At 53.7% G+C, this 26,321-nt stretch carries 30 protein-coding genes; 16 read left to right on the top strand and 14 right to left on the bottom strand.

Going from position 1 to position 26,321, the window contains the following annotated elements:
* Positions 1–17: 17 nt before the first annotated feature.
* From nifV to nifM, 4 genes are read left to right on the top strand one after another with little or no spacing between them, the layout of a single operon-like run.
* On the top strand, positions 18–1,163 hold the full coding sequence (gene nifV, locus BIY29_RS11745; protein WP_121575309.1) for a homocitrate synthase: 1,146 nt from the start codon (positions 18–20) through the stop codon (positions 1,161–1,163).
* A 14-nt stretch (positions 1,164–1,177) separates the two neighbouring features.
* On the top strand, positions 1,178–1,525 hold the full coding sequence (locus tag BIY29_RS11750) for a nitrogenase-stabilizing/protective protein NifW (RefSeq protein ID WP_121575310.1): 348 nt from the start codon (positions 1,178–1,180) through the stop codon (positions 1,523–1,525).
* Positions 1,522–1,968: a nitrogen fixation protein NifZ gene (locus BIY29_RS11755; protein ID WP_121575311.1), complete on the top strand. Its 447-nt coding sequence runs from the start codon at positions 1,522–1,524 to the stop codon at positions 1,966–1,968. The genes BIY29_RS11750 and BIY29_RS11755 overlap by 4 nt, the downstream gene beginning before the upstream one ends.
* Complete coding sequence (nifM, locus tag BIY29_RS11760; protein ID WP_170158926.1) at positions 1,952–2,812, top strand: nitrogen fixation protein NifM; 861 nt, start codon at positions 1,952–1,954, stop codon at positions 2,810–2,812. Before BIY29_RS11755 ends, nifM begins: the two co-directional genes overlap by 17 nt.
* Positions 2,813–3,300: 488 nt before the next feature.
* Here nifM and BIY29_RS11770 read toward each other — a convergent pair whose 3' ends face one another.
* The 8 genes from BIY29_RS11770 to rsxA are packed head-to-tail and all read right to left on the bottom strand — an operon-like array spanning position 3,301 to position 9,034.
* Positions 3,301–3,828, bottom strand: coding sequence for a flavodoxin (locus BIY29_RS11770; RefSeq protein ID WP_121575314.1), 528 nt, complete (start codon positions 3,826–3,828; stop codon positions 3,301–3,303).
* Between the two features lie 30 nt (positions 3,829–3,858).
* Complete coding sequence (locus tag BIY29_RS11775) at positions 3,859–4,119, bottom strand: RnfH family protein (protein ID WP_121575315.1); 261 nt, start codon at positions 4,117–4,119, stop codon at positions 3,859–3,861.
* The gene (locus tag BIY29_RS11780; RefSeq protein WP_121575316.1) at positions 4,116–4,856 is read right to left on the bottom strand and encodes an electron transport complex subunit E; all 741 of its coding nucleotides are present in this window, start codon (positions 4,854–4,856) and stop codon (positions 4,116–4,118) included. Before BIY29_RS11780 ends, BIY29_RS11775 begins: the two co-directional genes overlap by 4 nt.
* Complete coding sequence (gene rsxG, locus BIY29_RS11785) at positions 4,849–5,499, bottom strand: electron transport complex subunit RsxG (RefSeq protein WP_121575317.1); 651 nt, start codon at positions 5,497–5,499, stop codon at positions 4,849–4,851. The genes BIY29_RS11780 and rsxG overlap by 8 nt, the downstream gene beginning before the upstream one ends.
* Before the next feature lies 1 nt (position 5,500).
* Positions 5,501–6,472 carry an RnfABCDGE type electron transport complex subunit D gene (locus BIY29_RS11790; RefSeq protein WP_121575318.1) on the bottom strand — a complete coding sequence of 324 codons (972 nt, stop codon included), beginning with the start codon at positions 6,470–6,472 and terminating at the stop codon, positions 5,501–5,503.
* Positions 6,466–7,911: an electron transport complex subunit RsxC gene (rsxC, locus tag BIY29_RS11795; RefSeq protein ID WP_121575319.1), complete on the bottom strand. Its 1,446-nt coding sequence runs from the start codon at positions 7,909–7,911 to the stop codon at positions 6,466–6,468. The genes BIY29_RS11790 and rsxC overlap by 7 nt, the downstream gene beginning before the upstream one ends.
* On the bottom strand, positions 7,904–8,446 hold the full coding sequence (locus BIY29_RS11800; protein WP_121575320.1) for an RnfABCDGE type electron transport complex subunit B: 543 nt from the start codon (positions 8,444–8,446) through the stop codon (positions 7,904–7,906). Before BIY29_RS11800 ends, rsxC begins: the two co-directional genes overlap by 8 nt.
* A 9-nt stretch (positions 8,447–8,455) precedes the next feature.
* Positions 8,456–9,034, bottom strand: a complete 579-nt coding sequence (gene rsxA, locus BIY29_RS11805; RefSeq protein WP_121575321.1) for an electron transport complex subunit RsxA — start codon at positions 9,032–9,034, stop codon at positions 8,456–8,458.
* A 333-nt stretch (positions 9,035–9,367) separates the two neighbouring features.
* Here rsxA and nifL point away from each other — a divergent pair, with 333 nt between their 5' ends.
* The 4 genes from nifL to BIY29_RS11825 all read left to right on the top strand — a co-directional run bounded on the left by nifL (position 9,368) and on the right by BIY29_RS11825 (position 14,517).
* Positions 9,368–10,852, top strand: a complete 1,485-nt coding sequence (nifL, locus tag BIY29_RS11810) for a nitrogen fixation negative regulator NifL (RefSeq protein WP_121575322.1) — start codon at positions 9,368–9,370, stop codon at positions 10,850–10,852.
* 4 nt (positions 10,853–10,856) lie between these two features.
* A complete protein-coding gene (gene nifA, locus BIY29_RS11815; protein WP_121575323.1) occupies positions 10,857–12,443 on the top strand; it encodes a nif-specific transcriptional activator NifA in 1,587 nt (528 codons plus the stop codon).
* A gap of 152 nt (positions 12,444–12,595) precedes the next feature.
* Positions 12,596–13,993, top strand: a complete 1,398-nt coding sequence (gene nifB, locus BIY29_RS11820; protein ID WP_121575324.1) for a nitrogenase cofactor biosynthesis protein NifB — start codon at positions 12,596–12,598, stop codon at positions 13,991–13,993.
* Complete coding sequence (locus tag BIY29_RS11825; RefSeq protein ID WP_121575325.1) at positions 13,993–14,517, top strand: nitrogen fixation protein NifQ; 525 nt, start codon at positions 13,993–13,995, stop codon at positions 14,515–14,517. The genes nifB and BIY29_RS11825 overlap by 1 nt, the downstream gene beginning before the upstream one ends.
* Before the next feature lie 103 nt (positions 14,518–14,620).
* Here the strand turns inward: BIY29_RS11825 and BIY29_RS11830 are convergent, their stop codons facing one another.
* Entirely contained in the window at positions 14,621–15,010 is a 390-nt protein-coding gene (locus tag BIY29_RS11830) for an ArsR/SmtB family transcription factor (RefSeq protein WP_121575326.1), read from the bottom strand.
* A gap of 74 nt (positions 15,011–15,084) precedes the next feature.
* Between BIY29_RS11830 and BIY29_RS20860 the strand changes: the two genes are divergently transcribed.
* Positions 15,085–15,213, top strand: coding sequence for a hypothetical protein (locus BIY29_RS20860; RefSeq protein WP_276310290.1), 129 nt, complete (start codon positions 15,085–15,087; stop codon positions 15,211–15,213).
* A 59-nt stretch (positions 15,214–15,272) separates the two neighbouring features.
* The gene (locus BIY29_RS11835; protein WP_240630111.1) at positions 15,273–16,406 is read left to right on the top strand and encodes an MFS transporter; all 1,134 of its coding nucleotides are present in this window, start codon (positions 15,273–15,275) and stop codon (positions 16,404–16,406) included.
* Between the two features lie 76 nt (positions 16,407–16,482).
* Here BIY29_RS11835 and ychF read toward each other — a convergent pair whose 3' ends face one another.
* Positions 16,483–17,574, bottom strand: a complete 1,092-nt coding sequence (gene ychF / locus BIY29_RS11840) for a redox-regulated ATPase YchF (RefSeq protein WP_121575328.1) — start codon at positions 17,572–17,574, stop codon at positions 16,483–16,485.
* 130 nt (positions 17,575–17,704) lie between these two features.
* The gene (gene pth, locus BIY29_RS11845; RefSeq protein ID WP_121575329.1) at positions 17,705–18,292 is read right to left on the bottom strand and encodes an aminoacyl-tRNA hydrolase; all 588 of its coding nucleotides are present in this window, start codon (positions 18,290–18,292) and stop codon (positions 17,705–17,707) included.
* A gap of 319 nt (positions 18,293–18,611) precedes the next feature.
* Here pth and ychH point away from each other — a divergent pair, with 319 nt between their 5' ends.
* Positions 18,612–18,881, top strand: coding sequence for a stress-induced protein YchH (ychH, locus tag BIY29_RS11850; RefSeq protein ID WP_121575330.1), 270 nt, complete (start codon positions 18,612–18,614; stop codon positions 18,879–18,881).
* A 153-nt stretch (positions 18,882–19,034) separates the two neighbouring features.
* Here the strand turns inward: ychH and prs are convergent, their stop codons facing one another.
* The 3 genes from prs to lolB form a co-directional block, all read right to left on the bottom strand.
* A complete protein-coding gene (prs, locus tag BIY29_RS11855) occupies positions 19,035–19,982 on the bottom strand; it encodes a ribose-phosphate diphosphokinase (protein WP_009112736.1) in 948 nt (315 codons plus the stop codon).
* Between the two features lie 148 nt (positions 19,983–20,130).
* The gene (gene ispE / locus BIY29_RS11860) at positions 20,131–21,003 is read right to left on the bottom strand and encodes a 4-(cytidine 5'-diphospho)-2-C-methyl-D-erythritol kinase (RefSeq protein ID WP_121575331.1); all 873 of its coding nucleotides are present in this window, start codon (positions 21,001–21,003) and stop codon (positions 20,131–20,133) included.
* Between the two features lie 3 nt (positions 21,004–21,006).
* Positions 21,007–21,630 (bottom strand): lipoprotein insertase outer membrane protein LolB, encoded by a 624-nt coding sequence (lolB, locus tag BIY29_RS11865; protein ID WP_121575332.1) that lies wholly within the window; start codon positions 21,628–21,630, stop codon positions 21,007–21,009.
* A gap of 213 nt (positions 21,631–21,843) precedes the next feature.
* On the opposite strand from lolB, the gene hemA reads away from it, so the two are divergent.
* The 5 genes from hemA to sirB1 are packed head-to-tail and all read left to right on the top strand — an operon-like array spanning position 21,844 to position 26,287.
* A complete protein-coding gene (gene hemA / locus BIY29_RS11870) occupies positions 21,844–23,100 on the top strand; it encodes a glutamyl-tRNA reductase (RefSeq protein WP_121575333.1) in 1,257 nt (418 codons plus the stop codon).
* Positions 23,101–23,134: 34 nt separating this feature from the next.
* The gene (gene prfA, locus BIY29_RS11875) at positions 23,135–24,217 is read left to right on the top strand and encodes a peptide chain release factor 1 (protein WP_121575334.1); all 1,083 of its coding nucleotides are present in this window, start codon (positions 23,135–23,137) and stop codon (positions 24,215–24,217) included.
* Positions 24,217–25,062, top strand: coding sequence for a peptide chain release factor N(5)-glutamine methyltransferase (gene prmC / locus BIY29_RS11880; protein ID WP_121575335.1), 846 nt, complete (start codon positions 24,217–24,219; stop codon positions 25,060–25,062). Before prfA ends, prmC begins: the two co-directional genes overlap by 1 nt.
* Positions 25,059–25,475 carry a SirB2 family protein gene (locus BIY29_RS11885; RefSeq protein ID WP_121575336.1) on the top strand — a complete coding sequence of 139 codons (417 nt, stop codon included), beginning with the start codon at positions 25,059–25,061 and terminating at the stop codon, positions 25,473–25,475. The genes prmC and BIY29_RS11885 overlap by 4 nt, the downstream gene beginning before the upstream one ends.
* A gap of 2 nt (positions 25,476–25,477) precedes the next feature.
* Positions 25,478–26,287, top strand: a complete 810-nt coding sequence (gene sirB1, locus BIY29_RS11890) for an invasion regulator SirB1 (RefSeq protein ID WP_121575337.1) — start codon at positions 25,478–25,480, stop codon at positions 26,285–26,287.
* Positions 26,288–26,321 lie beyond the last annotated feature (34 nt).

Genomic DNA, 26,321 nt, shown 5'->3' on the forward strand with positions numbered 1-26,321 from the left:
CCGGGGAGAATCAGCCGATGAAAACCATCATCATTAATGACACTACATTGCGTGATGGCGAGCAAAGCCCCGGTGTGGCTTTCAGCGCCAGTGAAAAATTGGCGATTGCCGAGTCGCTGGCGCGGGCGGGGGTGCCTGAACTGGAGGTCGGCACGCCTGCTATGGGCGAAGAAGAGTGCGCCCGCATTTATCGTATCCGGCAGGCATTACCGGATACCACGCTGATGGCCTGGTGTCGGCTGAATGAAAACGATATTCGGCAGGCCGTGTGTCTGGGGGTGAATTGGGTGGATATTTCATTGCCGGTTTCCGCCTGTTTACGGCGGTTCAAAGTCGGTCTGGCGTGGCCGGAAATGTTGCAGCGACTCAGTGAACTGATCCAATTTGCCCGGTCGCAAGGGCTTAAAGTCTGTGTCGGCGGCGAAGATGCTTCACGCGCCAGTGAGGAAGAGTTGGCCGCGGTGGCGCAAGTGGCCAGCAAAGCGAGCGCCAGCCGGATACGTTTTGCCGATACCCTGGGATTACTCGATCCGTTTTCGACCATGCAACGGATTCAACAGCTACGGCGGTATTGGCCGGGGGAGCTGGAGATTCATGCTCACAACGACTTTGGCATGGCGACGGCAAACACGCTGGCGGCGGTTCGCGCCGGGGCCACTCACGTCAGTACCACCGTTCTGGGATTGGGTGAGCGGGCGGGCAACGCCGCGCTGGAACAGGTGGTGTTGGGGTTGTCGCATACTCAATCAGGCGAAACGCCTATTGATACCCGGCAACTGCCAGCCCTGTGCCAGCAGGTTGCTATGGCCGCCGGTGAAAGCGTACCTTACCGGCAGCCGCTGGTCGGCGGACGGGTATTTACCCATGAGTCGGGCGTGCACGTAGCGGGTTTATTGCAGGGCGTTGAGAGTTATCAGAGCCTTCCGCCGCAATTACTGGGGCGAGAACATCAGTTGGTATTGGGAAAACATTCAGGTCGGCGGGCGTTGGAAGCGGTCTTTTCACAGCTTGGTTTGCCGGTGAGCGACATGCAAATTCCGCTGATCCAGCAGGCATTGCGAGCGTTTGCCGAAACCGATAAACGCAGTCCCACCCCCGATGAACTATGCCTTCTTTATCAAGGGGTAACTGAAATACCGCTCAGAACGCTTAACGTTGTCTGAAAGGGGGAAGGAGTATGGACTGGTTTGATGAACTGCCGGGTGTAAGCCAGTTGGAGAGTGCCGAAGATTTTCTGCGGTTTTTTGCCATTCCGTTTGATGAACAGAGCGTGCGGGTTAAACATCTGCATATTCTGCATGCTTTCAACCTTCGTCTGCGGCGCTATCAACCCCATGATGAGCCGGATATCACACCACAGCAGCGCCAGCAATGTCGGCTTGAACAAGTTCGTTTGATGCTGAGGGAGAGTTATTTGCACGTTGTCGGCGGTGAACTGCGGGAACGTTCGGAACTGAAAGTATATCAGCGTACTGCCCGCTGTTTTATCCCCTGGCTGTGGTTGGATGAAGGAGACGCCAAATGAAACCCCGGTTCGAGTTTGGTGAAGCGGTACGGGTGATCCGTACCGTGCGCAATGACGGCACTTTCCCGAATATGATGCGCGGTGAGCAACTGGTACGGCGTGGCACGGTGGGATATGTGCGGGAGTGGGGAACTTTTTTGCAGGACAATATTATTTATCAGATCCATTTTCTGGATAGTGACCGTATCGTCGGCTGCCGGGAGCATGAATTGATACCGGCCTCGGCGCCGTGGATCGATGGCGCTTTTCAATACGGTGACTGGGTTTGCGCCGCCATGATGCTGGCAACCGACCACCAAATCCGCGTACAGGCGGGAGATGTCGGTCAGGTAATGGGTATTGAAAGAGAAGTGCACCCCATGCAGTTTATCGTGCTGTTTGGCGGTAGGTTGTTACAGGTGCCGGAACATGCCCTGCAGGCGATTGATGATGACGACCTGTAATACGGATGTGCTGACGATGTGGCAGCGCTATTGCCAGCTTAAACTTGCCCTTACGCTGTATCATTGCCTGCCCTGGCAACTGAGCGCGGAGCAACAGCTGGCTTTCGCAGAAAAACTGGCGCGGCAATGGCGGCTGGAAGCCGCCATCCGTGAGCAGGCGGAACAGCAGGGCATCCGGGCGGATAAAGAAAATATTCTGACGGTACAGTATGCGCTGCGTACCTTTTTCGATGATGAACAAACCTGGAATGACGCATTGAAACAGGCCGCTATTGATGAGGCAGGGCTGTTACAGGCGCTAACCCACGAAAGTATTCTGACCGCAATGTTGGAGAAGGTAGCGAATCAGGCGCCGGAGGTGAGTGAACGGGAAATTGATGACTGGTATCAACACAATATCCATCGTTTTCAGCAACCGGAACAGCGCCTGGCGCATCATATACTGCTAGTGCTCGATGACTCACAGCCGGGTTGTGACAGGGTAACGGTTACTGAACGTATCACTACGCTGCAACGCCGTTTGCTGATCGATCCGCGTCGTTTTCCCCGGTTGGCCAGCCGATTTTCTGAATGTCCGACGGCGCTGGAAGGGGGAAAACTTGGCTGGGTTAGCCGTGGCGTATTATATCCGGCACTGGATAGCCGGTTATTTTCTCTTGCGGTAAACGATATCAGCCCGGTGGTGGAAAGCCCGATGGGCCTGCATATATTGTGGTGCGAGGCGATGCGGCCCACCAGTGAACTGCCGAAAGCAGATGCGCTGGCGCGAATCCGTCAGCAATGGAGGGAAAAACGCCGCCAATACTATCAGCGCCAATGGCTGACGGCGTTGATCGAGCAATGATGCTTTCCCCCCTGTTGGGAACCGACTATGTTCTGCGAATACCTAAGATTTGAACTCCACACGCCTAAACAATAAGGATCATTGAAATATGAACAAGTTCAAATCTTTCGTAATCAAAGGCACCATAGCATCAGCATTGCTGTTGACTCTGCCATCTTCCGCATTCGCTTCCGCAATTTCCACCATCTATGTCTGTGCTAATCCCAATGCTCCTGCGTCAGTCTGTTCAAACATCTACTGCGAAATCCCCTGTTATTAAGACGATATATTCGCTAAAAAATATATTTGTTAAAAACAATGCCGACCACCTGGGGTGGTCGGCATTCAGGCTGTTGACAAAGCTCATTATCAGGGAGAGTGTGCTGAGGGGGCGTAGCGGCGTAAACCGCCTGAGCGCCCCTCGGTACGCTAGGCCCGTGTATCTCAGGCTTACAGGCTACTTTGTCAGCAACCTCCATTTTCATTATTCGCACCTGCTCCGATTCGCGTTATAACACCGCCTGAAGCTGACCGACCCACTGGGTGACGCGTTGTTCCGTCAGATCCTGCTGATTGTCCTGATCCAGTACCAGCCCGACGAAGCGATCGCCCTCCAGCGCGGCGGATTCCGTAAACGAGTAACCTTCCGTTGACCATGTGCCGATAACCGTCGCGCCCGCTTCACGGACAATGTCATACAGCTCGCCCAGCGCGTTGACGAAGGCGTCGGGATAGCTTTCCTGATCGCCGAGGCCGAACAGCGCCACCGTTTTCCGGCTCAGGTCGGCGTTTGCCAATTCATCGGCAAACTCAGCCCATGATTCACTCATACATTCCGCCTCCAGACCGGGAAGCTGTCCGTCGCCCAGCGTGGGAGTCCCAAGAATCAAAATGTCATAAGCCAGCAGATCCGCTAATGACGCACGATTAATATTTACCGGTTCGTCCGCCCGATCGCCCAACTTTTCCTTGATAAGTTTGGCAACCTTGCGGGTTTTACCGGTGTCAGTACCGAAAAAAATGCCGATAGTGCTCATGGTTTAGATCTCCTGAAAAGGGCCGTTAAACTACGCGTCATCGTCATCCGCCTCACCAGCGGTACGTTCAATCGGCAGATAGATTTCTACCCGATCGCCTTCATGAATTTCGCTGTCCGGGGAACAAAGGCGGCCATAAATTCCCATGCGGTGCTTGTCCGGATCCAGCCAGGGATACAGGACTGCCAGCGGTGAGGCCAGAAAGGCTTGCCGCAGGGTGACAGGTTCAGGCATCTCCATCTCGACACGGCGGTTTTCGTCACCGCTGGCGTGGGCTATGGTGAATTTCATCCGTGGCAACCTCCGCATCCGGCTCCACAGCCTGAACCGCCAGATGACTCTTTCTTCAATACGTCGCGGCCATAGCGCAACACTTTAACGCCGCGGATTGCCGCCAGTACAAATCCCATGACCACAAAACCGCCTGGCGGCAATAGCATCAGCAGGAAACCGTCATAGTTCGGCAACAGATGGACTTCCAGAAAATGGAATGCCGGCCCCAGCAGTTGTTCCGCTCCGCTGAACAACGTGCCGCTGCCGATGATTTCGCGGATGGCGCCCATTGAGGTTACGCCCAGGGTAAAGCCTAATCCGGTCGCCATGCCGTCCAGCGTGGCGGCAAATGGCGGATTATGGGCGGCAAAGGATTCTGCCCGGCCAAGCAGGGCGCAGTTCGCCACAATAAGCGGGATAAACAGCCCGAGAATTTTGTGCAGATCGTGCATCCAGGCATTCATCGACAGATCAAGCAGCGTCACCAGGCTGGAGATGATCAGGATATATATCGGGATACGGATCTCATGCGGGGTAATATGACGCAGTATCGACACCAGCAGATTCGCCCCCGCCAGCACCGCAGTGGTCATCAGCCCCATCCCTAAACCATTGGTTGCCGTGGTGGTGACGGCCATCAACGGACACAATCCGAGGATCTGTACGTAAGTAATGTTATTGCTCCAGATCCCGCTGACCAGGATGTCCCGGTAGGCGGGGCGGGCTATCGGCGCCGTCGCGGTAATTTCACTCATGGGGGTTTTCCTCCGTCAAGCCAAGCAATTGCGCACGGTGGCGCTGGAACAACAGCAGCGTTTGATGCACGCTTTTTACCACGGCTCTTGGGGTAATAGTGGCGCCGGTGAAGGCATCAAACTCACCGCCGTCCTTTTTGACATGCCACTGTTTCTCGGTGGTGTTTTGCAGCGATTTACCGGTAAACCCCAGGATCCAGTCACCGTGACTCAGTTCGATTTTGTCCCCCAGGCCGGGCGTTTCGGTGTGGGAGATGGTGCGCACACCGGTCAATTCGCCGTTGGCATTAATGCCAATCAACAGGTTGATGACGCCGCTATAACCTCTTTCCGCGCCAAACATCACCACGCCGCTCGGTTGGCCTTGTTGCGTGGCACGATAAGCCCGCACCGGTTTCCCCTCTACTGTCAGGGTGACTTCGCTGCTGCTGAGAGCATTGTCATGCAGCTCAGAGGGGAAAACGGCTGAAAGCTGACGCTGGGTGTCTTCCTGATGGCGTAGTTCAATCTCGTTATAGGTCGCCCACCAAACGCCGCCGATCATCAGGCTTATCAACAGGGTAAAGGTGCCAAGCAGTAAACTCAGGTTTATCGGGTGGCTGCGTGGCGGCCAGCGCAGCCCGCGGTAAAAGGCAGAGGCCATGTTATTTCTCCTTCTGCGTTTGGTAACCGTAAGCGCGAGGGCGAGTCCAGTTATCAATCAATGGTGTGATGGCATTAACCAGCAGCACCGCAAAGGCGACCCCTTCGGGATAGTTGCCAAAGCTGCGGATCGCCCAGACCAGCAGTCCGGCCAGCGCGCCATAATACAAACGGCCTCGCGGGCTGCCGGGGCCGGTAACCGGATCGGTGATAATGAAAACCACCCCCAGCATTAACCCGCCGGTGGTGAGCTGCGCCATTGGCGGCAAAATCGTCTGCGGCGCGATAAGCCATTGCGCCATGCCGGGCAGCAGGCAGCCAACCAGCATAGCGACCGGCGCATGCCAACTGAAAACCCGTTGCTGCAATAACCATAATCCGGCCAACGCCAGTAGTAACGTGGAGGTTTCGCCGAAACTGCCGTTGTGGGTGCCTATCAGGGCATTTTCCAGCGAAAAAGGCGCCTGCGCGTGTTCCCGAAACGCGCCGAGCAGCGTGGCGCTGGTAGTACCATCGGTATGCAGGGAATACACCGCGCCATGCCAGAATTCCGTGGGCACCACCCATTGAGTCATGTGCACCGGAAAGGCGATCAACACCACCACACGCGCCAGCATGGCGGGATTGAACAGGTTTTGCCCCAGCCCGCCATAGATATGCTTACCCAGCAGGATGGCGATGGCGGAACCGAATGCGCCCAGCCACAGCGGGGCATGGGGCGGCAGACTGAGGGTAAACAGCAATGCGGTCAACAGCGCGCTGCCGTCAAAAACATGACCGAGCGCCACCGGATTTATCCGCAGGCAAATCGCTTCACACAGCAGGGAGGTAACAATACTGGTGAACATCAGCATCAGCGCCGGGGCGCCAAACTGGATGATACCCAGCAGCACGACCGGCATCAGCGCCAGATTAACTTTGACCATCAGGTTTTGGGTACTCAGCCCCTGATGGACGTGGGGTGACGTCAACATGTGGAACCCTCCATCGGCGCATCTGGTGTAGTCCGGCGGCGAGATGGCCTGGCGGCTTTCGCCGCAGCCTTTTCCGCCGCTTCACGGGCGAGGCGCGCCTGTCGGCGCAGACTGTTGGCGCTGGTGCGCTGTATTTTTTGCTCCTGACGTTGCTCCAGTTTGAGCTGCTGTTGTCCCCAGTCAAAAAACTGGGTTAACGGCAGCACGGCGGGGCAAACCCATGAGCAAGAGCCGCACAGCAAACAACTGTTCAGCCCCAGATCCCGTGCGTTGTTCAGCGCATCTATTTTCAGTTCGGCCAGCATGGCTAATGGCGCTAACCCCATCGGGCAGGCATCTACACAACGGCCACAGCGTAAACAGGCGCTGGCGTTGGGCTGGGGAATTTCATCTTCGGTCAGCAGCAGCAGGCCGCTGGTGCCTTTGGTGATCGGCGCGTTGAGATCGGTGGTGGCGCGGCCCATCATCGGCCCCCCCAGAATGATCCTGGCTGGCGTACTTTTCATGCCGCCGCAAGCGGAGATAATGGCGTTTATCGGGGTGCCGATGGGCACCAGCAGGTTGCCGGGCTGTTCAATTGCCCGACCGCTGACGGTGATCACCCGGTGAGTCAGCGGCTGGCGAAAGCGGATGGCATGGAAAATGGCAATGCAGGTGCCGACGTTTTGCACCAGCACGCCCATCTCAGGCGAACGCTTGTTATACGGGATTTGCTGGCCGGTAACCGCTTCAATCAACTGCTTGGCCGATCCCATCGGGTAGAGCGACGGCAGGGCGACCACATCGATATCCGCCTCATCCTGACACAAGCGGTCAAGGCGTTGGATCGCTTCGCTTTTATTGTCTTCAATGCCGATGTAGACATGACGGGCTTTGGTCAACTGCTGTAAATAGCGGATACCGCCGATCAGAAATTCGGCCTGCTCCTGCATCATGCGTTCATCGGCGGTAATATACGGCTCGCATTCGCCGCCATTGATGATGAGATAGTTAATCTCATGGCGCATAGCCAGCCGGATTTTATCCGCCGCCGGGAACATCGCGCCCCCCATTCCCACAATGCCGGCCTGCGCAATTAATGACAGCATTTGTTCTGCGGGCAGCGTTTCTGTGGTTTCCAGCCGTATGGTTTTCGCAGGCGAGGCTAAAACACGCAACCGGATATAACCGGCCTCACCGGGAACCACCTCGGTCACAATCCCGTTCGCCGGGCTGTGCAGCGGCGCAGACATGCGGCCAAATGGCCGGGCCAGGCATTGACCTTGCGTGACGGTGTCACCTACCTTCACCTCTGGCAGCGCAGAGGCCCCGGTATGCTGGCGCAACGGCAGGATCAGCTTGTCCGGCGTGTCGAGCGGACGGATCGCCAGATCACGGGTTAATGATTTGTGGCTGTAAGGGCGAATGCCGCCGTGAGGCGTCGTGAGGGCTTTAAGCATAATCAGGTTCCTGCCGTAAAGGTAAACCCGGCTTGGCGACGGTGGGGGTAAGATAAGGATCGGCATAAAGCTGAATACAATGGTTAGGACAGGCGGTGACACATGCGCCGCATCCGGTGCAGTCTTCACTGAGTACGCCGTGCAACTGACGGGTTGCCCCGATGATCGCATCAAAAGCACATTGTTTTAAACAACGACCACAGCCATCACACGCCTGCGGGGCGATCATCGCCACCATCGGCCCTTGAGCCGCATTGTCATCCAGATTTATCCCCATTAAAGCGGCTATGCGCTGGGCAACCCTATTTCCGCCAGGTGCGCAGATAGTGACGGCGGCTTCGCCATTGGCCATGGCGATAGCGGCTGGCCGGCAACCGGGGTAACCGCATTGACCGCACTGTCCGCTTGGCAGTATCGCCACAATGCTCTCGACCAGCGGGTCGCTTTCTATTTTCAGGTAGATTGCGGCATATCCCAGCAATGCGCCGATCATCGCGGAGATGAACGGGATGGCGAGTAAGGAAAGTAATAGCATCGCTGCCCCTTATGATGACAAACCGGCAAAGCCGGTAAAGGCCAGCGCCAGAATACTGGCGGTAATAAAGTTGAGCGGGGTGCCTTTAAACAGCAGCGGCGGCAAGGCGCTGGCCTGCCGTTCGCGCAAACCGGCAAAGATGACCATCACCAGCGAATACCCTAGTGAGGCGCTGAACCCGAACAGCACGCTATGGGTAAAACTAAGGCGCTCCTGAAGTATCAGCAACGCCACACCAAGCACGGCACAGTTGGTGGTAATCAGCGGAAGAAAGATACCCAGCGTGCGATAGAGCGCCGGACTGTGTTTCGCAATCACCATTTCAATCAGTTGAACCAGTGACGCAATCACCAGAATGACCGATAACAGGCGCAAATATTCCAGGCCGAGCGGTATCAGGAGCCAGGATTCCACCATCCAGCTCAGTCCGGCGGCCAGAGTAATCACTACGGTGGTAGCAATAGATATACCGATAGCGGCGTGAACCTGATTGGTGACGCCCATAAAGGAACAAAGCCCCAGAAATCGCGCCAGTACCACGTTATTGACCAGAATATTGGTCAACATGATCAACAGTATCTCTTTCATTTATCCCCCTGACGTCGTGATAACCACAGGGGTATTGCGAAAGCCATGCCAATGTTAATCGGTCAGGGAATGTGCAATGAGAGTGCAAGGATTTGCGCCAAAAATGAGCAAACTGATAAGCATCCACGATGTGATTCCTGTCACAAACAGGGAGAAATCTGCCTGATAGGGCCAAAACCCTCATCAAGATCAAGGTTTATGCGTTTTTTCTTTCATAAGGAACGAATCTTGCACTTTTCTTATGGTTATTTCGCGTCGTTCGCTGGCTGTCCTGCAATCTGACAATTTGTCATGAAGCTGACAGAATCCGCAATGCAAACCGGAGGGGCCCGGATGAGTTCATCATTAGTCTTGGATGATGTGCAACTGATTACATCATCTTTGGGGGGGAAAGGATTGCATTCGGCGGTATTTCACACTGCTGTTGAGCAATCATCGGTGGCTATTTCCATTACCGATCCACAGGCAATCATTGTTTACGCCAATCCGGCGTTTGCTGAACTAAGCGGTTATAAGCTGCAAACCTTGATTGGCGCCAATCACAATCTACTCTCCAGCCATCAGACGCCGGGATCGGTTTATCAATCCTTATGGGAAACGATCACCGCCGGCAATGCCTGGAGCGGCCAACTTATCAACCGGCGTAACGATTCCTCACTTTATCTGGCGGAAGTCACTATTTCACCCATCGTCAACGCACAGGGTGAAATAGAACATTATCTCGGTATGCACAAGGATATCAGCGAGCGCTACGCGCTGGCGCAGCGGGTACGTAACCAGATGACGCTGATTTCCGCCGTGCTGAATAATATTCCGGCAGCCGTAGTGGTGGTGGACAGTCAGCAAAACATCGTGATGGATAATCTGGCCTACAAAACCCTCGCTGCCGACTGCCAGGGGCAGGAGCCGCTGGTGTTGCTGGATTGTTTGAACCGTTCAGAGCCTGCCACCCTGTTGCCGCTTACCATACGCGGGACGCAGCGTTGGCTTTCGGTAAGTTGCTGGCCGCTGCACGCGGTTAATGAGGAAGCCAGCCTGTATTTTACCGACAGTGCGCCCCCCCGGCAGTTGGTCGTCATTGTCGATTGCACGGAACAGCAGCGGCAAATGACCCAGGAGCGGCGCACCCAGCTCGAACGGCAAATTAATGTTAATAAGATGATGGCGGCGATCCGGGAAACGCTGGATGCGGCGTTGATCCAACTTAGTTGCCCGTTGAATATGCTGTCTGCGGCGCTGCGGCTGCATCCTGATGCCGACAGTGTCGCCCTGCGCGCTGCCTGGAATGAAGGCAAAGAGGCGGTATCGCGGCTGACGGCTTGTCGCCCCTCTATGCATCATGAATTGCCGGATAGCTGGCCGGTGGCTGGCATGATGATTGATCTGGTGGAGCTTTATCAATATCGCCTGCGCAATATCGGTAAGTTGGTCTGGTCATGTTCTTCACCGGATTTAACGCTGCGCGTTCAGCGGACGCTGGTTCTTACTGCGCTCAGTCTGTGGCTCGATCGTTGCCTGACGCTATCGGGAAAAGAACAGGGTGAGGGGCTGATCGAAATTCGGGCGCGACAACAATGTCATCACTTGTGTTTTTCCGTCTGCGATAACCTGCCGACATCGGCACAGGATACTCCGCATCCTATGGTGGAGATTCTGGCAACCGGACAGTGTATGGAACTACGCCTGATCCAGATGATCATGTCGCAACTGCGCGGCACGGTCAGCATAGAGAACATGTCATCGGGTATAACGCGGATGACGCTTGCCCTGCCGCTTGATGGCTTTTACCTCACCGATACCGACACTTTGGGGAGATGAAGAAATGGCTCATTTTCCGACGACAGAACGTGTTACTCGCCGCTTAGACCTTCAGCAACAGGTTGTCGCGTTACATAAAATCAGTGTGGCACTCAGCCATTCGCTGGATTTACAACACACGCTGGAGGCAATGATTCAGGCGCTGCACGATCACGCCTTTATGCAATACGGCATGGTGTGCCTGTTTGATAAAGATCGCTCGTCGCTGTTCATTGAAGCATTACAGGGGGCGGATACGCAGGTCATCAAAGGCGGGCGGGGTGTTCGCTATCGGGTGGGAGAAGGTATTTTAGGTTCGGTGATGAGCCAACGGACGTCGCTGGTTTTACCCAGGGTATCGGACGATCCGCGTTTTCTGGACAGGCTTAACCTTTATGACTACGCCTTGCCGTTTATCTGTGTGCCCATTCCGGGGCCGGATGCAATGCCATTGGGGGTTTTAGCCGCGCAGCCGATGGAGTTGCATGAAGACCGCCTGCCTTCCAGCACGCGTTTTCTGGAAATGGTGGCGAATTTGATAGCGCAAACCGTACGCCTGGTCAACCATGCCAACGGAGAAAGCGAAGCGCTTCGCACCGAGCGTGATAGCCTGCGAAGAAAAGTCCAGCAGCAGTACGGTTTTGACAATATTGTCGGTAAGAGCCTGCCGATGCGGCACATTTTCGACATGATGCGTCAGTTGTCACGCTGGGATACCACGGTGTTAATCCGCGGCGAGAGCGGCACCGGCAAAGAGATGATCGCCAATGCCATTCACTACAATTCACCGCGCGCCGGTACGCCATTTGTAAAGTTCAACTGTGCAGCCTTACCTGATTCACTGCTGGAAAGCGAACTGTTCGGCCATGAGAAAGGCGCGTTTACCGGCGCGGTTAAACAGCGTAAAGGGCGCTTTGAACTGGCGGATGGCGGCACCCTGTTTCTGGATGAAATTGGCGAGAGTAGTGCATCGTTCCAGACCAAATTGTTGCGCATTCTACAGGAAGGCGAAATGGAACGGGTAGGCGGAGACGAGACGCTGCATGTGGACGTGCGTATTATCGCCGCCACCAACCGCAATCTGGAGGAAGAGGTGCGCGCAGGCAACTTCCGCGAAGACCTTTATTACCGCCTGAATGTGATGCCGATTTTCCTGCCGCCGTTGCGTGAGCGGCTTGAGGATGTACAGGATCTGGCGCAGTTTCTGCTGACCAAACTGAGCAAACGGCAAGGGCGGGAACTGCATATCAGTGAGGGTGCGCTCCGGCTGCTGATGAATTATGACTGGCCGGGCAACGTGCGCGAGCTGGAGAACTGTCTGGAGCGGGCGGCGGTCATGGCCGAGGACGGATTGATCGACCGTGATGTGATCCTGTTCAACTACAAAGAAAATTCCCTGATGCCGTTTAATCGCAATAAAACCAACGACGCGCTAAACAGCGCCGGTAGCGATTCATGCATAGAAAATATTCAGGATGAGCGGCAGCGGCTGATCGCGGCGTTGGAGCGCACCGGCTGGGTTCAGGCCAAAGCAGCCCGTTTACTGGGCATGACCCCCCGGCAGGTGGCTTATCGCATTCAGATTATGAATATCAACATGCAGCGTATTTAATGTCGCATTCAATACATTGTCTGACAATGTCAGCTATGAAGCAGTAGGTGTGGGTTGTAACTATCTGTTAAAGAATAATTTTTGATTTTATTCGCCCGGCATGGCGTTTGCAGAAAATGAAGTGAGGTTCGCTCATTACCGGGGTTAAGCATATGGCAAACAACGCATCATTTTCAGGCAAGCGATCATGCGGGTTAATGAATACGGCAAATTTCACACCTTTACAGGCGGATAAAATTTCCCGCCACCCGTGTTACTCACCGCTGGCGCATCACCGCTATGCACGTATGCATCTGGCGGTGGCGCCAGCCTGCAACCTTCAGTGCAATTACTGCAACCGCAAATATGATTGCAGCAATGAGTCCCGCCCTGGCGTTGTCTCTGAGCTGTTATCGCCAGAACAGGCGATAGCCAAAGCCAGGTATGTGGCTTCTCAGATCCCCCAGCTTTCGGTTATCGGTATTGCCGGCCCTGGCGATCCGCTGGCCAATATCGCCCGCACCTTCAAAACGCTGGAAGGGCTGCGAGCGGAAATGCCTGATATCAAACTGTGCCTGTCGACCAACGGTTTGATGCTGCCTGACGTGGTCGATCGATTAATCGATGTCGGTGTCGACCACGTTACCGTGACGGTGAATGCGATTGATGCCGTGATTGCCGAAAAAATTTACCCCTATCTGTGGTACGAGGGGGATAAGCTGTACGGGCGCATTGCCGCCGACCTGCTGATCGAGCGGCAGGGCGAGGGCATCCGCAAACTGGCCGAACGCGGCATCATGGTGAAGGTTAATTCAGTATTGATTCCGGACATCAACGCCGCGCATCTGAATGAGGTCAGTTTACAGGCCCGTCAATGGGGCGCCGTGCTGCACAACGTTATGCCGCTGATTGCCAGGCCTGAACACGGCACACGGTTTGGTCTGGAAGGGGTACGCGAACCCAATGCGGATGAGCTGGGCGAAGTGCGCAGCCAGTGTGGGCGTCATATGCCGCAGATGGCGCACTGCCATCAATGCCGGGCCGATGCGATTGGCATGTTGGGTGACGATCGCAGTCAGGAATTCCCGCTATCGTCGTTACCGGAACAGCCTGAACCGCTGCTGCCTTCACTGTTTCGCCGGGCAAGTATTCAGGCCAGTATTGCCTCGCAAGGTGAGTCTGAAGAGCCGGATGCCTGTCTGGTGGCGGTGGCCACCAGTAAGGGTGATGTGATCGATCAGCATTTTGGTCATGTAGATCGCTTTCATATCTTCAGCATTTCCAGAGCCGGTATCATTCCTCTGGGCGAGCGTTTTACCCAACGCTATTGCCAGGGCCATGATGACTGCGGGGAAGATGAACCGGAAGATCGGATCGAGCGGGTTATCGGGCTACTATCTGATGTAAAAGCCGTCTTTTGCGCCCGTATCGGCCTGATACCCTGGCAACGCCTGGAGTCCGAGGGGATAGAGCCTTATGTCAACGGCGCCTGGCAACCGGTGCGTGAAACGCTTGAGCAATGGCAGGCCCAGCGCGTTCAGCCGGAGGTTGGCCGGAAGGGGGTGGCATAATGACCCGTGTTCAGACGCCGGATGTATGGATGCATTATCTGGTCGACAATCATCTGCGCGGCCTGGCCCGGTTTCCGACGCAGATGAATCTGGATAACGCGGCCTGGCAGCGCCTGCTGCTGCGGGTAGGATTATCCGACATGGCCCGTCCGCCGCATTTACGCCAGCAGGATGAACTACTGAGCAAGCTGTTAATGCCACGCCGTCAGGAGTGTGAACAGCTTGCACGCTGGCTTTTGCAATACATGGCTGAGGATGCCGCCCCGATGCACGGGTTAATCGCCAGTGCATCAATGGGGTTTAATCATCTGTGGCAGGATTTAGGGCTGGCGTCACGAGCGGAATTGCGCGAATTAATGACAACCTGTTTTGAGCCGCTGATTGGCATGAACGTGAAAAACATGCGCTGGAAAAAGTTTTTCTACCGCCAGATTTGTCTCGCTCAGGAAGGCGAATTGATCTGCCGTTCTCCTTCCTGTGAAAGCTGTAGCGAAATAGATTTCTGCTTTTCGCCTGAGGTTTGATATTGTTTGCTGTCTGGCTGGTAGCCAGCGGGTAGCCCGCCAAGCGGCGTTGATCCCGAATTGCCGCGAACAGTCCGTTGGCTAACTTGGAACAGTTAAGCCGCTACCGTTGTTTCTTGCCAGGTGGAGGCTGCCAACTGGCAACCAGCGCAAGCAGTCCCGGAAAGCGCGCTTCGAGGTCTTCGCTACGCAGCCGGCTGCGCCGCTCCAGCCCATACTGTCGCTGGCGGATCACCCCCGCTTCGCGCAGCGCCTTGAAGTGGTGAGTCAGCGACGATTTGGGGCGGTCGAACCCGAACCAGCCGCATGGATGATCATATGCCTGCGCTTCCAGCATCAGCTTGCGCACGATGGTCAGGCGCAAGGGATCGGCCAATGCGCCCAGAATGGTTTCAAGGCGCAGGTCTGCGATATCCGGTTCCGGCAATGGATCGGGCAGGTCGGCGGATTCGCCGCCAACCGCAACCGATTTGGTTTTTCTGACGGTGTTCATGGGCTGATTGTAGCAACTGTACGAGATTTATCGAACTAGAGTATAGTACAATAAATCTCGTACAGGAGTCTATTGTGTCCAATTCTCTGGTTATTGTCGCCCATCCCGATGAGGTGTTCGACGTGCAGGCCGAACAGCCACTGGCCGCCTATGCCCTGGCGTATTGCGCTTATGTGCAACAAGGTGAGAGGGCTTCCCAATGAAAGCCGCGCCTGTGCCGACCGGCCTTTGGGCCGCCGCCTGGGTGGTGACGGCCGTGTTCATGCTGTCCAACTCGCCAACGCCGCTGTATGTGCATTGGCAGCAGCAGCTTGGGTTCTCATCGGGTATGCTGACAGTCATCTTCGCGCTCTACATTGCAGGTTTGCTGGGAACGCTGCTGATCGCCGGCCAGCTATCCGATCGCTACGGACGCAAGTTCGTCCTTATCCCAGGGCTGTTCGCGGCCCTGGTGGCGTGTCTGCTGTTCGCCTCAGCCACCTCGATCACGATGCTGGCGATAGGCCGGTTTCTGGCTGGTATCGCTGTGGGCGTGATCGTATCAGTGGGCATGGCTGCGGTGGTCGATGTGGGCGGCTCCGAACACAAGCGACTGGCGGCGCTTCTGGCTTCGGTGGCGATGGTGCTGGGCGCTGGGCTAGGGCCTTTGCTGGCGGGGGGGCTTGCACAAAGTCTGGCGCAGCCGGTGATGCCTATCTTCTGCATCGAGGCACTGGTACTGTTCAGCGCGCTGGGCATCGTGTGGTGGTTGCCGCTGCGTCGTCCGATCGCGTCCGGCTCCGTCCGGCTGCGCCTGCCCACAGTGCCGCAGGCCAACCGCCGACAGGTCGCCTGCGGCATTGCCACTTTTGGCCCCGGCATCAGCGCCACGTCTTTCGTATTGGCGCTGGGGCCTTCGCTGCTGTCACATTTGCTCGACGTGCGCAGCCCACTGCTGGCCGGTGGAATGGCATGTGCGATGTTCCTCACCGCCACCGGCGTGCAGTTCGCGGTGCGCCGATGGCCGATAGCGCACATCTTTGCCGCCAGCACGGCGGCGACGGTACTGTCGATGGTTGGGTTGGTGTTGGCCATCCATGCCTCGCTGGCGCTGGTGTTGGTTGTGTCCGCACTGCTCGCGGGCGCTGGGCAAGGGCTGGGGCAACTGGGCGGCTTGACGCTGATCGGCCTGCATGTCCCGGACAGCCATCGTGCGCAAGCCAACGCAGTCCTCAACATTGGTGGCTACATACCGGCTGGCATACTGCCGGTGGCGACGGGCTATCTGATGGATGCGGTGGGATTGGCGTCGGGGGCCACTCTGTTCGCGCTGGTGCTTACGTTCACTGCACTTGTCGGCGGCGCCTGGGCCATGCGGCAAGCAAGAGACCGAACCTGGGGTAGGAACGCTCAGTAGACCATGTTTTTGGCAAGCCATTGATTTAAAAAGGCCTGCTCAGTCCATTGAGCGCTCCTGAGATCTGAAAAAACCGTTAGACGTTGAACAGGAAGTTCATTACATCACCATCTTTTACGATGTAATCTTTGCCTTCCGAACGCATTTTGCCGGCTTCTTTAGCCCCTTGTTCGCCTTTGTAGGTGATGAAGTCTTCATAAGCAATGGTTTGTGCGCGAATAAAGCCTTTTTCAAAGTCGGTGTGGATCTTACCTGCGGCCTGCGGGGCCGTCGCGCCGACAGGGATGGTCCAGGCGCGGACTTCTTTCACCCCGGCGGTGAAGTAAGTTTGCAGATTCAGTAATTCATAACCGGCACGGATAACACGGTTCAGACCTGGTTCAGTCAGCCCCAACTCAGCCATAAACTCGTCGCGCTCTTCATCATCCAGTTCGGCAATATCGGATTCAACCGCAGCGCACACCGGCACGACAACCGAACCTTCAGCGGCGGCAATTGCCCGAACCTGATCGAGATACGGGTTATTTTCAAAACCGTCTTCGTTAACGTTGGCAATGTACATGGTTGGTTTCAGCGTCAGAAAGCTCAGGTAGCGAATAGCCGCTTTATCTTCCGCGCTCAGATCCAATGAACGCAGCATACCCGCATTCTCAAGCTGCGGCAGACACTTCTCTAACGCTGCCAGTTCGGCTTTTGCATCTTTATCGCCGCCTTTGGCTTTTTTCTGTACGCGATGAATAGCCCGCTCACAGGTATCCAGATCGGACAGCGCCAGTTCTGTGTTGATAACATCAATATCGTCAGCCGGATTAACTTTACCCGAAACATGGATAATGTTGTCGTTTTCAAAGCAACGCACTACGTGCCCAATAGCTTCCGTTTCGCGGATGTTGGTCAGAAACTGGTTACCCAGGCCTTCGCCTTTGGATGCGCCCTTCACCAGCCCGGCGATATCAACGAATTCCATGGTCGTGGGGAGGATACGCTGCGGCTTGACAATCTCGGCCAGTTTATCCAGACGCGGATCCGGCATTGGCACCACACCGGTATTCGGTTCGATGGTACAAAACGGGAAGTTGGCCGCTTCGATACCGGCTTTGGTCAATGCATTGAACAGAGTGGATTTACCGACGTTTGGCAGCCCGACGATACCGCATTTGAATCCCATGTTTATATCACCTTAAATGACTTATTAATCAGGAAATTACTATCATTTTCCTGTCAGAATGAAAATATTCCGGCTGATTATACACGGAATGACGATTTATCTCGATCCGCCATCCGCATCAGACGGTGAATTATGCCGTTTTGAACGCGTGTAAGCGGTTCATGGCCTTCACCATGTCTTCTTTCAGCAGAATTTCGGTACAACGAATGGCTTCATCAATAGCGTCATCGATAAGCGTTTGCTCACTGGCTGGCGGTTTCCCCAGCACAAAGCCGGTGACTTTGTTTTTGTCTCCCGGATGCCCGATACCAATGCGTAAACGATGGAAGTTGGAGTTATTTCCCAGTTTACTGATGATGTCCTTCAATCCATTATGCCCACCGTGTCCACCGCCTGATTTGAGTTTGGCAATGCCCGGCAATAAATCCAGTTCATCATGTGCAACCAGGATTTCATCCGGTTGGATACGGTAAAATGTGGTCATGGCCGCTACGGCTTTGCCGCTCAGGTTCATAAAGGTAGTGGGAACCAATAACCGGATATCCTGTCCGGCCAGATTCAGGCGTGAGGTATAACCAAAAAATTTGTTTTCTTCTTTTAGCGGTGAGCGGTGAGCGTCAGCCAGACGGTCAACATACCAGGCGCCCGCATTATGACGAGTGGCGGCATATTCAGCGCCAGGGTTAGCCAAGCCAACAATTAACTTAATGCTACTCACGATAATATTCCAGATTACGCGCTGTATCGATGTCGCACCGAAACAACGCAGCGTGATTAAATAAGCGATAGAAGTGCGCTAGTTTACACATAGGGCAGGTTGATCGCCAAATATCAGCATGACGATCTGCAATAGCGAATAATTAATACCGGTTAGTTATTATTCAATCATTTGTGTATTTATTTGTTTAAACGTAAAAAAATATTACATTTTGCTCTATTATCTGTGATCACTCACGCAATCATCCGACCAGTATTGTCTATAATTACATCAACACAAAGGAGTCCCATTCATCCACAGAGTTTTCTGGAGGTAACAGGTGAAACGTAAAAGTGCAGCCAAATTGGGTAATTTTTTGATGGGTATTGGTATGTTTTTGATGATTGGTGGGGTGGGTTATTCAATCATCAGCCAGTTCCCAGAACTGAATCTGCCGCAATTTATGTCCTATGTTGATTTGGTGGCTATTTTCGCTGGCGCTATTTCCTGGCTGGCTGGTGCACGTATAAGTGGCCGTGAAAAAGTGGCCGATCGTTACTGGTGGGTAAAACATTTTGATAAGCGTTGTCAGCGTCAGCGCCATTCATAATTCAAGATATCTGGACTGAATTTTAAAATCCGCTGTAGCCGTAGTAGCTATGGCGGGTTTTTATCAACTTGCTTTTTATTTATGCAATAAAGCCACCTTTTACAGGTGGCTTTATTCATCTATCGTCGGCAACCAAATACGGGTTAAAAACGATTAATGCTCAAACATGGCAGAGATGGATTCTTCGTTGCTGATACGGCGAATCGCTTCGGCCAGCATACCTGAGAGGGTCAGGGTGCGGACGTTTGGCAGCGATTTGATTTTGTCTGTCAATGGGATGGTATCGCAGACAATAACTTCATCAATCACTGAATTCTTGATGTTGTCATAGGCATTGCCGGAGAAAATCGGGTGTGTAGCATAAGCAAACACGCGTTTGGCGCCACGCTCTTTCAACGCCTCCGCTGCTTTACACAACGTACCGCCAGTATCGATCATATCGTCAACCAAAACGCAGTCGCGGCCAGCAACGTCACCGATGATATGCATCACCTGAGACACGTTGGCGCGGGGGCGGCGTTTATCGATAATCGCCATATCGGTGTCATTCAACAGTTTGGCAATGGCGCGGGCGCGGACGACACCTCCAATATCCGGAGAAACCACAATCGGATTTTCCAGATCCTGTTGCAGCATATCTTCAAGCAGGATCGGACTACCGAAAACGTTATCAACTGGAACGTCAAAGAAGCCCTGGATCTGTTCTGCGTGCAGATCTACCGTTAGTACGCGGTCAACCCCGACGCTGGAAAGAAAATCGGCAACCACTTTGGCAGTGATGGGCACACGGGCGGAACGCACCCGGCGATCCTGGCGAGCATAGCCAAAGTAAGGAATAACGGCGGTAATACGTCCCGCAGAAGCGCGACGCAAAGCATCAACCATAACAACCAGTTCCATCAGGTTGTCGTTGGTGGGTGCGCAGGTGGACTGGATGATGAAAATATCACCACCGCGTACATTTTCATTAATTTGCACGCTGACTTCACCATCGCTAAAACGACCGACAGCGGCGTCGCCCAGGCTGGTGTACAAACGGTTGGCAATACGTTGTGCTAGTTCCGGGATGGCGTTACCAGCAAAAAGCTTCATATCAGGCACGAGAAGAACCTCAGGCTTGCGTCCAGAGAAATATTGTACCCGCTATGATATCCGGGAGCGGGGCGCAACAACAGGCACAATATGCATACGGGTGTATGAATTAAGTTTGATAAAACACGGCCGAAAGCAGGCAGTTGGCTATCAAAACTTAAAATTGCCCGGAAAGTGAGCGTTGCAGCGGAGAGACATTAACACCTCGCGCCACAAAACCATTTAACCATTCCGGGGCCTGGTCAAGCACCTGACGGGCTTTGGGCTCGGTGTCAAACTCAGCAAACACACAAGCACCGGTTCCGGTCAGGCGCGCCGGGGCGTATTCTAGCAGCCATGAAAGTAGCTGTTCAACCTCACGAAAACGTTTTCTTGCGATACTCTCACAATCATTGACAAAGGTCTGTTTTAATAACGATTCTAAAGAGCGGACTGGAGAATTCCGTTTTAACTGGGGATCGCCAAAAATCAGCGGGGTGGGAATGCTGATCCCAGGGTGAGCCACCAGATACCATTTCTCTGCTGGAGAGGCGGGAGTCAGCTTCTCACCCACTCCTTCAGCAAACGCGGCATGTCCATGAATAAATACCGGAACATCGGCGCCAAGATGCAGGCCGAGGGCAGCCAGCACATCCGTATCCAGATTGCACTGCCACAGATGATTAAGCGCAACCAGCACCGTGGCCGCATTGGATGAACCTCCGCCCAGTCCCCCCCCCATCGGCAGACGTTTATCAATGCGGATATCTGCACCAAAGATATCGGGGCGTATATCATGGTTTACGCAATACTGCTGTAACAACCGTGCGGCACGAATAATCAGATTCTGTTGGTTATCAACGCCGTCTATCGGTGTGAGCAGGTGAATGTTGTCGTCCCGACGGGGAACGATTGTCAGCGTGTCGCCGTAGTCCAAAAACTGAAACAATGTTTGCAGCAGGTGATAACCATCAGCACGACGCCCCGTAATATAAAGAAATAAATTCAGTTTGGCGGGAGAGGGCCATTTTTCAATAAAGTTGGGCAGCATGGGTTATTTTACCGTCCAGTTATCCATCTTTAACTTAATACGCTGTTCGCCCTGCGTAAGTTCAAGGTTCTCTGGTAATGGCGGATTAACCTTCCGGTTGTAACTTTGATAGCTTACGGTCCAGTTTTGGTTACCCTGACGATAGGTTAATTTATTAAGCAAATACTGATCGTCGAGGGAGAAATCGTCCGCTTCTCCCGGCAAGCCCAGAATCCACTGGCGCAGATTATTCAGCGGGATCGCCATACCCGTCAGTTGTTGCACCATATATTCGGCATCTTTGCCAACATAGCGCTTACCCTGATTGTCAGTAATCTGTACGCTGTCTGGCTGTACATTCAGTTCCAGCTCGGTGCTGCCAAGCGGGTTGGTCAGCAACAGACGATAACGCTGCGATGATGACTCCTGCCAGAAAAAACGGGCATATAGTTTTTTGCTATCAGAGATATAGGCAAAGGAACCGCGTGTCTGATATTGGCTCAATTGTTGTACACTTTGCTGGTGCCGTTGCCACTCTGGCGATGTCGGACTTTTGCCCGGAGAAGGGGGCTGGTGAAGGCTACAGGCAACCAGCAGAAGACTGGCTAACGGCAGGAGCCGCAGGCAACGGGCGGTATTTAGTGGCATGTCGCTCAGTTCCTATAAATCAGATTTAGTATCACAGTATGGTCACGCTAACGGGCTTGCTGTTCAGCGTCAACGTTTGTCGTTTTTCACTGTAGAGTATATACCTCGGATGGAGAGCAACGTGCGCTGTCGCTTTTCTTGCTTCCCGGCATCAAGTAGAATGCGATTCAGTCGAAACCCATACTAATATCGGTATTACTCAAGAATTGTTCAATGACCCTGCTCGCGCTTGGTATTAATCACAAAACTGCGCCTGTCTCTTTGCGGGAACGCGTTGCTTTCTCGCCGGATGCGCTGGGGCAGGCCCTGAATAGCCTGCTGCAACAACCTATGGTGCAAGGCGGCGTGCTGCTGTCTACATGTAACCGTACTGAACTGTACCTTAGTGTTGAAGAACAGGGAATCCAGCGTGAGCAACTGATTGAGTGGTTGTGTCAATACCATCAGCTGAATCCTGATGATGTCAGCAACAGTCTGTACTGGCATCAGGGCAATGCTGCGGTCAGCCATTTGATGCGGGTTGCCAGCGGTCTGGATTCACTGGTATTGGGTGAACCTCAGATTCTGGGACAGGTGAAAAAAGCGTTTGCAGAATCACAGCGCGGACGTTCCCTGTCTGGTGAGCTGGAGCGGTTATTCCAAAAATCATTTACTGTGGCCAAGCGGGTGCGTACCGAAACGGACATCGGCGCCAGTGCGGTTTCTGTGGCGTTTGCCGCCTGTACGCTGGCGCGCCAGATTTTTGAGTCCCTTGCCGACGTTAATGTATTATTGGTTGGCGCCGGGGAGACCATCGAATTGGTTGCCCGTCACCTTCGCGAGCATCAGGTGCATCGCATGGTGATTGCGAACCGCACCCACGAACGTGCTCAGGCCCTGGCGACAGAGGTGGGGGCTGAGGTAATTACGCTGTCTGAACTGGATGAACAGCTTGTTCATGCTGATATCGTGATAAGCTCAACCGCCAGCACATTACCGATTATTGGAAAAGGAATGATGGAAAGAACGCTGAAAGCAAGACGCAATCAGCCAATGTTGATGGTGGATATTGCCGTCCCGCGTGATATTGAACCGGAAGTCGGCAAATTGCCTAACGTCTATCTCTACAGCGTTGATGATTTACACGCCATCATTCAGCACAATCTTGCTCAACGTAAAGCCGCCGCCATTCAGGCAGAGTCGATCGTTCAGCAGGAAAGCTCTGACTTTATGGCCTGGATGCGAGCGCAATCTGCGGTCGAAACCATTCGTGATTACCGGGCTCAGGCAGATGAACTGCGTGCGGAAATGACGGCCAGGGCACTTGCGGCCATCCAGCAGGGGAATGATGTTGAAGCGGTCATTCAGGAGTTGACGCACCGCTTAACCAATCGTTTGATCCATGCTCCTACCAAATCTCTTCAACAGGCCGCTCGCGACGGCGATCTTGATCGTTTACAAATTTTACGTGACAGCCTTGGGCTGGACTAGCATTCATCTCTATTAACAGGATTTAACAGCCCGCATGAAGCCTTCTATTGTTGCTAAACTGGAAGCGTTACAAGAACGCCATGAGGAAGTTCAGGCGTTACTCGGTGAGCAGAGCGTGGTCGCTGATATGGACCGCTTTCGTGCGTTGTCCCGCGAATACGCGCAGCTCACTGATATTACTCGCTGTTTCCAACAATGGCAGCAGATACAGGAAGACATACAAACCGCAGAAATGATGCTGGATGATGCGGAAATGCGCGAAATGGCTCAGGAAGAGTTAAAACAGGCAAAAATCGCCAGTGAAGAGCGGGAGCAGCAACTTCAGGTACTTCTGTTGCCGAAAGATCCCGATGATGAACGTGGTTGTTTCCTTGAGGTACGGGCCGGTACTGGCGGGGATGAGGCCGCTATTTTTGCCGGCGATCTTTTCCGCATGTACAGCCGATACGCCGAAACCCGCCGTTGGCGGGTTGAAATCATGAGCGCCAGCGAGGGTGAGCATGGCGGCTATAAAGAAGTGATTGCAAAAGTTTCCGGTGATGGCGTCTACGGCCAGCTCAAATTTGAGTCCGGCGGCCACCGTGTACAGCGTGTTCCCGCGACCGAATCGCAGGGGCGTATTCACACCTCGGCGTGCACCGTGGCGGTCATGCCGAAAATACCGGAAGCCGAACTGCCAGAGATCAGCCCAGCCGACCTGCGTATCGATACGTTCCGTTCATCGGGCGCCGGTGGACAGCATGTTAACACCACCGATTCCGCTATCCGTATTACTCACTTGCCGACAGGTATTGTGGTTGAATGTCAGGATGAACGCTCCCAACACAAGAACAAGGCGAAGGCATTGTCGGTGCTGGGGGCAAGAATCCGTGCGGCGGAAATGCACAAGCGCCAGCAGGAAGAAGCCTCTACCCGCCGGAACCTGCTCGGTAGCGGCGATCGCTCGGATCGTATTCGTACCTATAACTTCCCACAGGGAAGGGTGACCGATCACCGCATTAACCTCACGCTCTACCGTCTGGATGAGGCAATGGAAGGTAAACTGGATATGCTGATTCAACCTGTGGTTCAGGAATATCAGGCTGACCAGCTTGCTGCGCTTTCCGAGCAAGAGTAATGAACTACCAAACATGGTTGACATCGGCCATTGAACGCCTGGCGACGGGGGGAAATCCGAAGCGGGATGCGGAAGTATTACTGAGCTTCGTCACCGGCAAAGGGCGAACATTTTTGCTGGCGTTCGGTGAAACCCTCCTGACAGACGCCGAACAACAGCAATTGGATGAATTACTGATACGGCGAATTAATGGCGAACCCATCGCCTATCTGACAGGGGAACGCGAGTTTTGGTCGCTGTCTCTTTCGGTATCGCCTGCCACGCTGATCCCACGTCCTGATACTGAGTGTCTGGTTGAACAGGCGTTGCAACGCCTGCCATCCAGGCCGTCTTCTATACTGGATTTAGGCACCGGCACGGGAGCGATTGCGCTGGCGCTTGCCAGTGAGCGCCCGGATTGTCGGGTGACAGGCGTGGATATCCAGCCGGACGCTGTCGATCTGGCGATACATAATGCCGATCAACTGAGCATTACCAATGCCCGTTTTTTATTGAGTGACTGGTTTTCATCACTGTCGCAAGAACGTTTCGCGCTTATCGTCAGTAACCCGCCTTATATTGACGCCGATGATGTGCATCTGTCCCAGGGGGATGTTCGTTTTGAGCCAGCCAGTGCATTAGTGGCCGCCGAGGAAGGATTGGCAGACCTGCGTTTTATTATTGAAAACGCTGTCGGTCATTTACTGCCTGACGGCTGGTTATTGCTGGAACATGGGTGGCAACAGGGTGCGGCAGTGCGTGAACTGCTGCGTGACAGAGGGTTTGAACGGATAGAAACCTGTCAGGATTATGGAAGCAACGATCGCGTTTCGTTGGGGCAATGGCCAAAAGCGCTAGATAAATGATTATTCAGGAGGAAACTCGAGTGGCACTCTTTTTGGGATTTGCCTATCTGCATATGGCGACCATCGGCGCCAGCATTTTTTTGTTTGTTTTGCGATTTTTCTGGTTATGCCGACAATCCCCCATGTTACGGCAACGTTGGGTTAAGATACTGCCGCATATAAATGACACCTTATTATTACTCAGCGGTGTCGGTTTGATCTTCCTTAACCACGTCTATCCGTTTACCGCAGAGCAAAGCTGGCTGACGGAAAAACTGTTTGGCGTTATTATTTATATCCTCCTTGGCTCAATTGCCCTGGGGAAACGTCAACGCAGCCAGAATGTGCGATGGCTGGCATTTATACTTGCCTTAGTATGTTTTTATCTGGTTATGCAGATCTCGCTTACTAAGTTACCGCTGCTGATGGAATAACTATGAGTTCTATTGCTGATTTTGAATTCAATCGTTCACTGTTAAGTGAAGGTATCGTATTAGTTTCACTGGCTATTCGCCGTGACTTTCCCGCCCAGGATGTGCGGAAAAATCTGCAACAGTTAGTTGACGATGCCCGTGCGGTTATCGCCGATGATCTTGAACAGGATCTGCAACTTGAGAAACTCATTGAGCTTTTCTTTCACACCTGGGGTTTTGGCGGGGCCAGCGGCGTTTATCGGCTTACTGATGTTTTGTGGCTGGATAAAGTGCTGGAGTCCCGGCAGGGGATGCCTGTTTCTCTTGGCATTATTTTCCTGCATATCGCCCATGAGCTTGGGCTTCCACTGATGCCGGTCATTTTCCCGACCCAATTAATTTTACGCGCTGACTGGCTGGATGAAGAAATGTGGTTGATCAATCCATTAAATGGCGACACCTTGAGTGAACATGTACTGGAAGTGTGGCTTAAAGGCAATATTGGCCCTTCATCACAGTTGATGGATGAAGACCTTGATGAAGCTGAGAATGTGCTGATTGTACGTAAAATGCTGGATACGTTGAAAGTCGCCCTGATGGAAGAAAAGCAGATGGAGCTGGCCTTGAGAGCCAGTGAAGCGGTGTTGCAGTTTGATCCTGAGGACCCGTATGAAATCCGCGATCGCGGTCTGATTTATGCTCAGTTGGACTGTGACCATATCGCGCTGTCCGATCTTAGCTATTTTGTTGAGCAATGCCCGGAAGATCCGGTGAGTGAAATGATCAAAGTCCAGATTCACTCAATAGAGCAAAAACACATCATTTTGCATTAATGCATCTTTAATTTTTTTAACGTTGATTTATCCG

The sequence above is a fragment of the Brenneria alni genome, assembly GCF_003666245.1.
Taxonomy (GTDB): domain Bacteria; phylum Pseudomonadota; class Gammaproteobacteria; order Enterobacterales; family Enterobacteriaceae; genus Brenneria; species Brenneria alni.

Excerpts from the sequence above, each read along its gene's own strand:
- nifV (WP_121575309.1), top strand. The coding sequence starts at position 18 with ATGAAAACCATCATCATTAATGACACTACATTGCGTGATGGCGAGCAA.
- BIY29_RS11750 (WP_121575310.1), top strand. The coding sequence starts at position 1,178 with ATGGACTGGTTTGATGAACTGCCGGGTGTAAGCCAGTTGGAGAGTGCC.
- BIY29_RS11755 (WP_121575311.1), top strand. The coding sequence starts at position 1,522 with ATGAAACCCCGGTTCGAGTTTGGTGAAGCGGTACGGGTGATCCGTACC.
- nifM (WP_170158926.1), top strand. The coding sequence starts at position 1,952 with ATGATGACGACCTGTAATACGGATGTGCTGACGATGTGGCAGCGCTAT.
- BIY29_RS11770 (WP_121575314.1), bottom strand. The coding sequence starts at position 3,828 with ATGAGCACTATCGGCATTTTTTTCGGTACTGACACCGGTAAAACCCGC.
- BIY29_RS11775 (WP_121575315.1), bottom strand. The coding sequence starts at position 4,119 with ATGAAATTCACCATAGCCCACGCCAGCGGTGACGAAAACCGCCGTGTC.
- BIY29_RS11780 (WP_121575316.1), bottom strand. The coding sequence starts at position 4,856 with ATGAGTGAAATTACCGCGACGGCGCCGATAGCCCGCCCCGCCTACCGG.
- rsxG (WP_121575317.1), bottom strand. The coding sequence starts at position 5,499 with ATGGCCTCTGCCTTTTACCGCGGGCTGCGCTGGCCGCCACGCAGCCAC.
- BIY29_RS11790 (WP_121575318.1), bottom strand. The coding sequence starts at position 6,472 with ATGTTGACGTCACCCCACGTCCATCAGGGGCTGAGTACCCAAAACCTG.
- rsxC (WP_121575319.1), bottom strand. The coding sequence starts at position 7,911 with ATGCTTAAAGCCCTCACGACGCCTCACGGCGGCATTCGCCCTTACAGC.
- BIY29_RS11800 (WP_121575320.1), bottom strand. The coding sequence starts at position 8,446 with ATGCTATTACTTTCCTTACTCGCCATCCCGTTCATCTCCGCGATGATC.
- rsxA (WP_121575321.1), bottom strand. The coding sequence starts at position 9,034 with ATGAAAGAGATACTGTTGATCATGTTGACCAATATTCTGGTCAATAAC.
- nifL (WP_121575322.1), top strand. The coding sequence starts at position 9,368 with ATGAGTTCATCATTAGTCTTGGATGATGTGCAACTGATTACATCATCT.
- nifA (WP_121575323.1), top strand. The coding sequence starts at position 10,857 with ATGGCTCATTTTCCGACGACAGAACGTGTTACTCGCCGCTTAGACCTT.
- nifB (WP_121575324.1), top strand. The coding sequence starts at position 12,596 with ATGGCAAACAACGCATCATTTTCAGGCAAGCGATCATGCGGGTTAATG.
- BIY29_RS11825 (WP_121575325.1), top strand. The coding sequence starts at position 13,993 with ATGACCCGTGTTCAGACGCCGGATGTATGGATGCATTATCTGGTCGAC.
- BIY29_RS11830 (WP_121575326.1), bottom strand. The coding sequence starts at position 15,010 with ATGAACACCGTCAGAAAAACCAAATCGGTTGCGGTTGGCGGCGAATCC.
- BIY29_RS11835 (WP_240630111.1), top strand. The coding sequence starts at position 15,273 with ATGCTGTCCAACTCGCCAACGCCGCTGTATGTGCATTGGCAGCAGCAG.
- ychF (WP_121575328.1), bottom strand. The coding sequence starts at position 17,574 with ATGGGATTCAAATGCGGTATCGTCGGGCTGCCAAACGTCGGTAAATCC.
- ispE (WP_121575331.1), bottom strand. The coding sequence starts at position 21,003 with ATGCTGCCCAACTTTATTGAAAAATGGCCCTCTCCCGCCAAACTGAAT.
- lolB (WP_121575332.1), bottom strand. The coding sequence starts at position 21,630 with ATGCCACTAAATACCGCCCGTTGCCTGCGGCTCCTGCCGTTAGCCAGT.
- hemA (WP_121575333.1), top strand. The coding sequence starts at position 21,844 with ATGACCCTGCTCGCGCTTGGTATTAATCACAAAACTGCGCCTGTCTCT.
- prfA (WP_121575334.1), top strand. The coding sequence starts at position 23,135 with ATGAAGCCTTCTATTGTTGCTAAACTGGAAGCGTTACAAGAACGCCAT.
- prmC (WP_121575335.1), top strand. The coding sequence starts at position 24,217 with ATGAACTACCAAACATGGTTGACATCGGCCATTGAACGCCTGGCGACG.
- BIY29_RS11885 (WP_121575336.1), top strand. The coding sequence starts at position 25,059 with ATGATTATTCAGGAGGAAACTCGAGTGGCACTCTTTTTGGGATTTGCC.
- sirB1 (WP_121575337.1), top strand. The coding sequence starts at position 25,478 with ATGAGTTCTATTGCTGATTTTGAATTCAATCGTTCACTGTTAAGTGAA.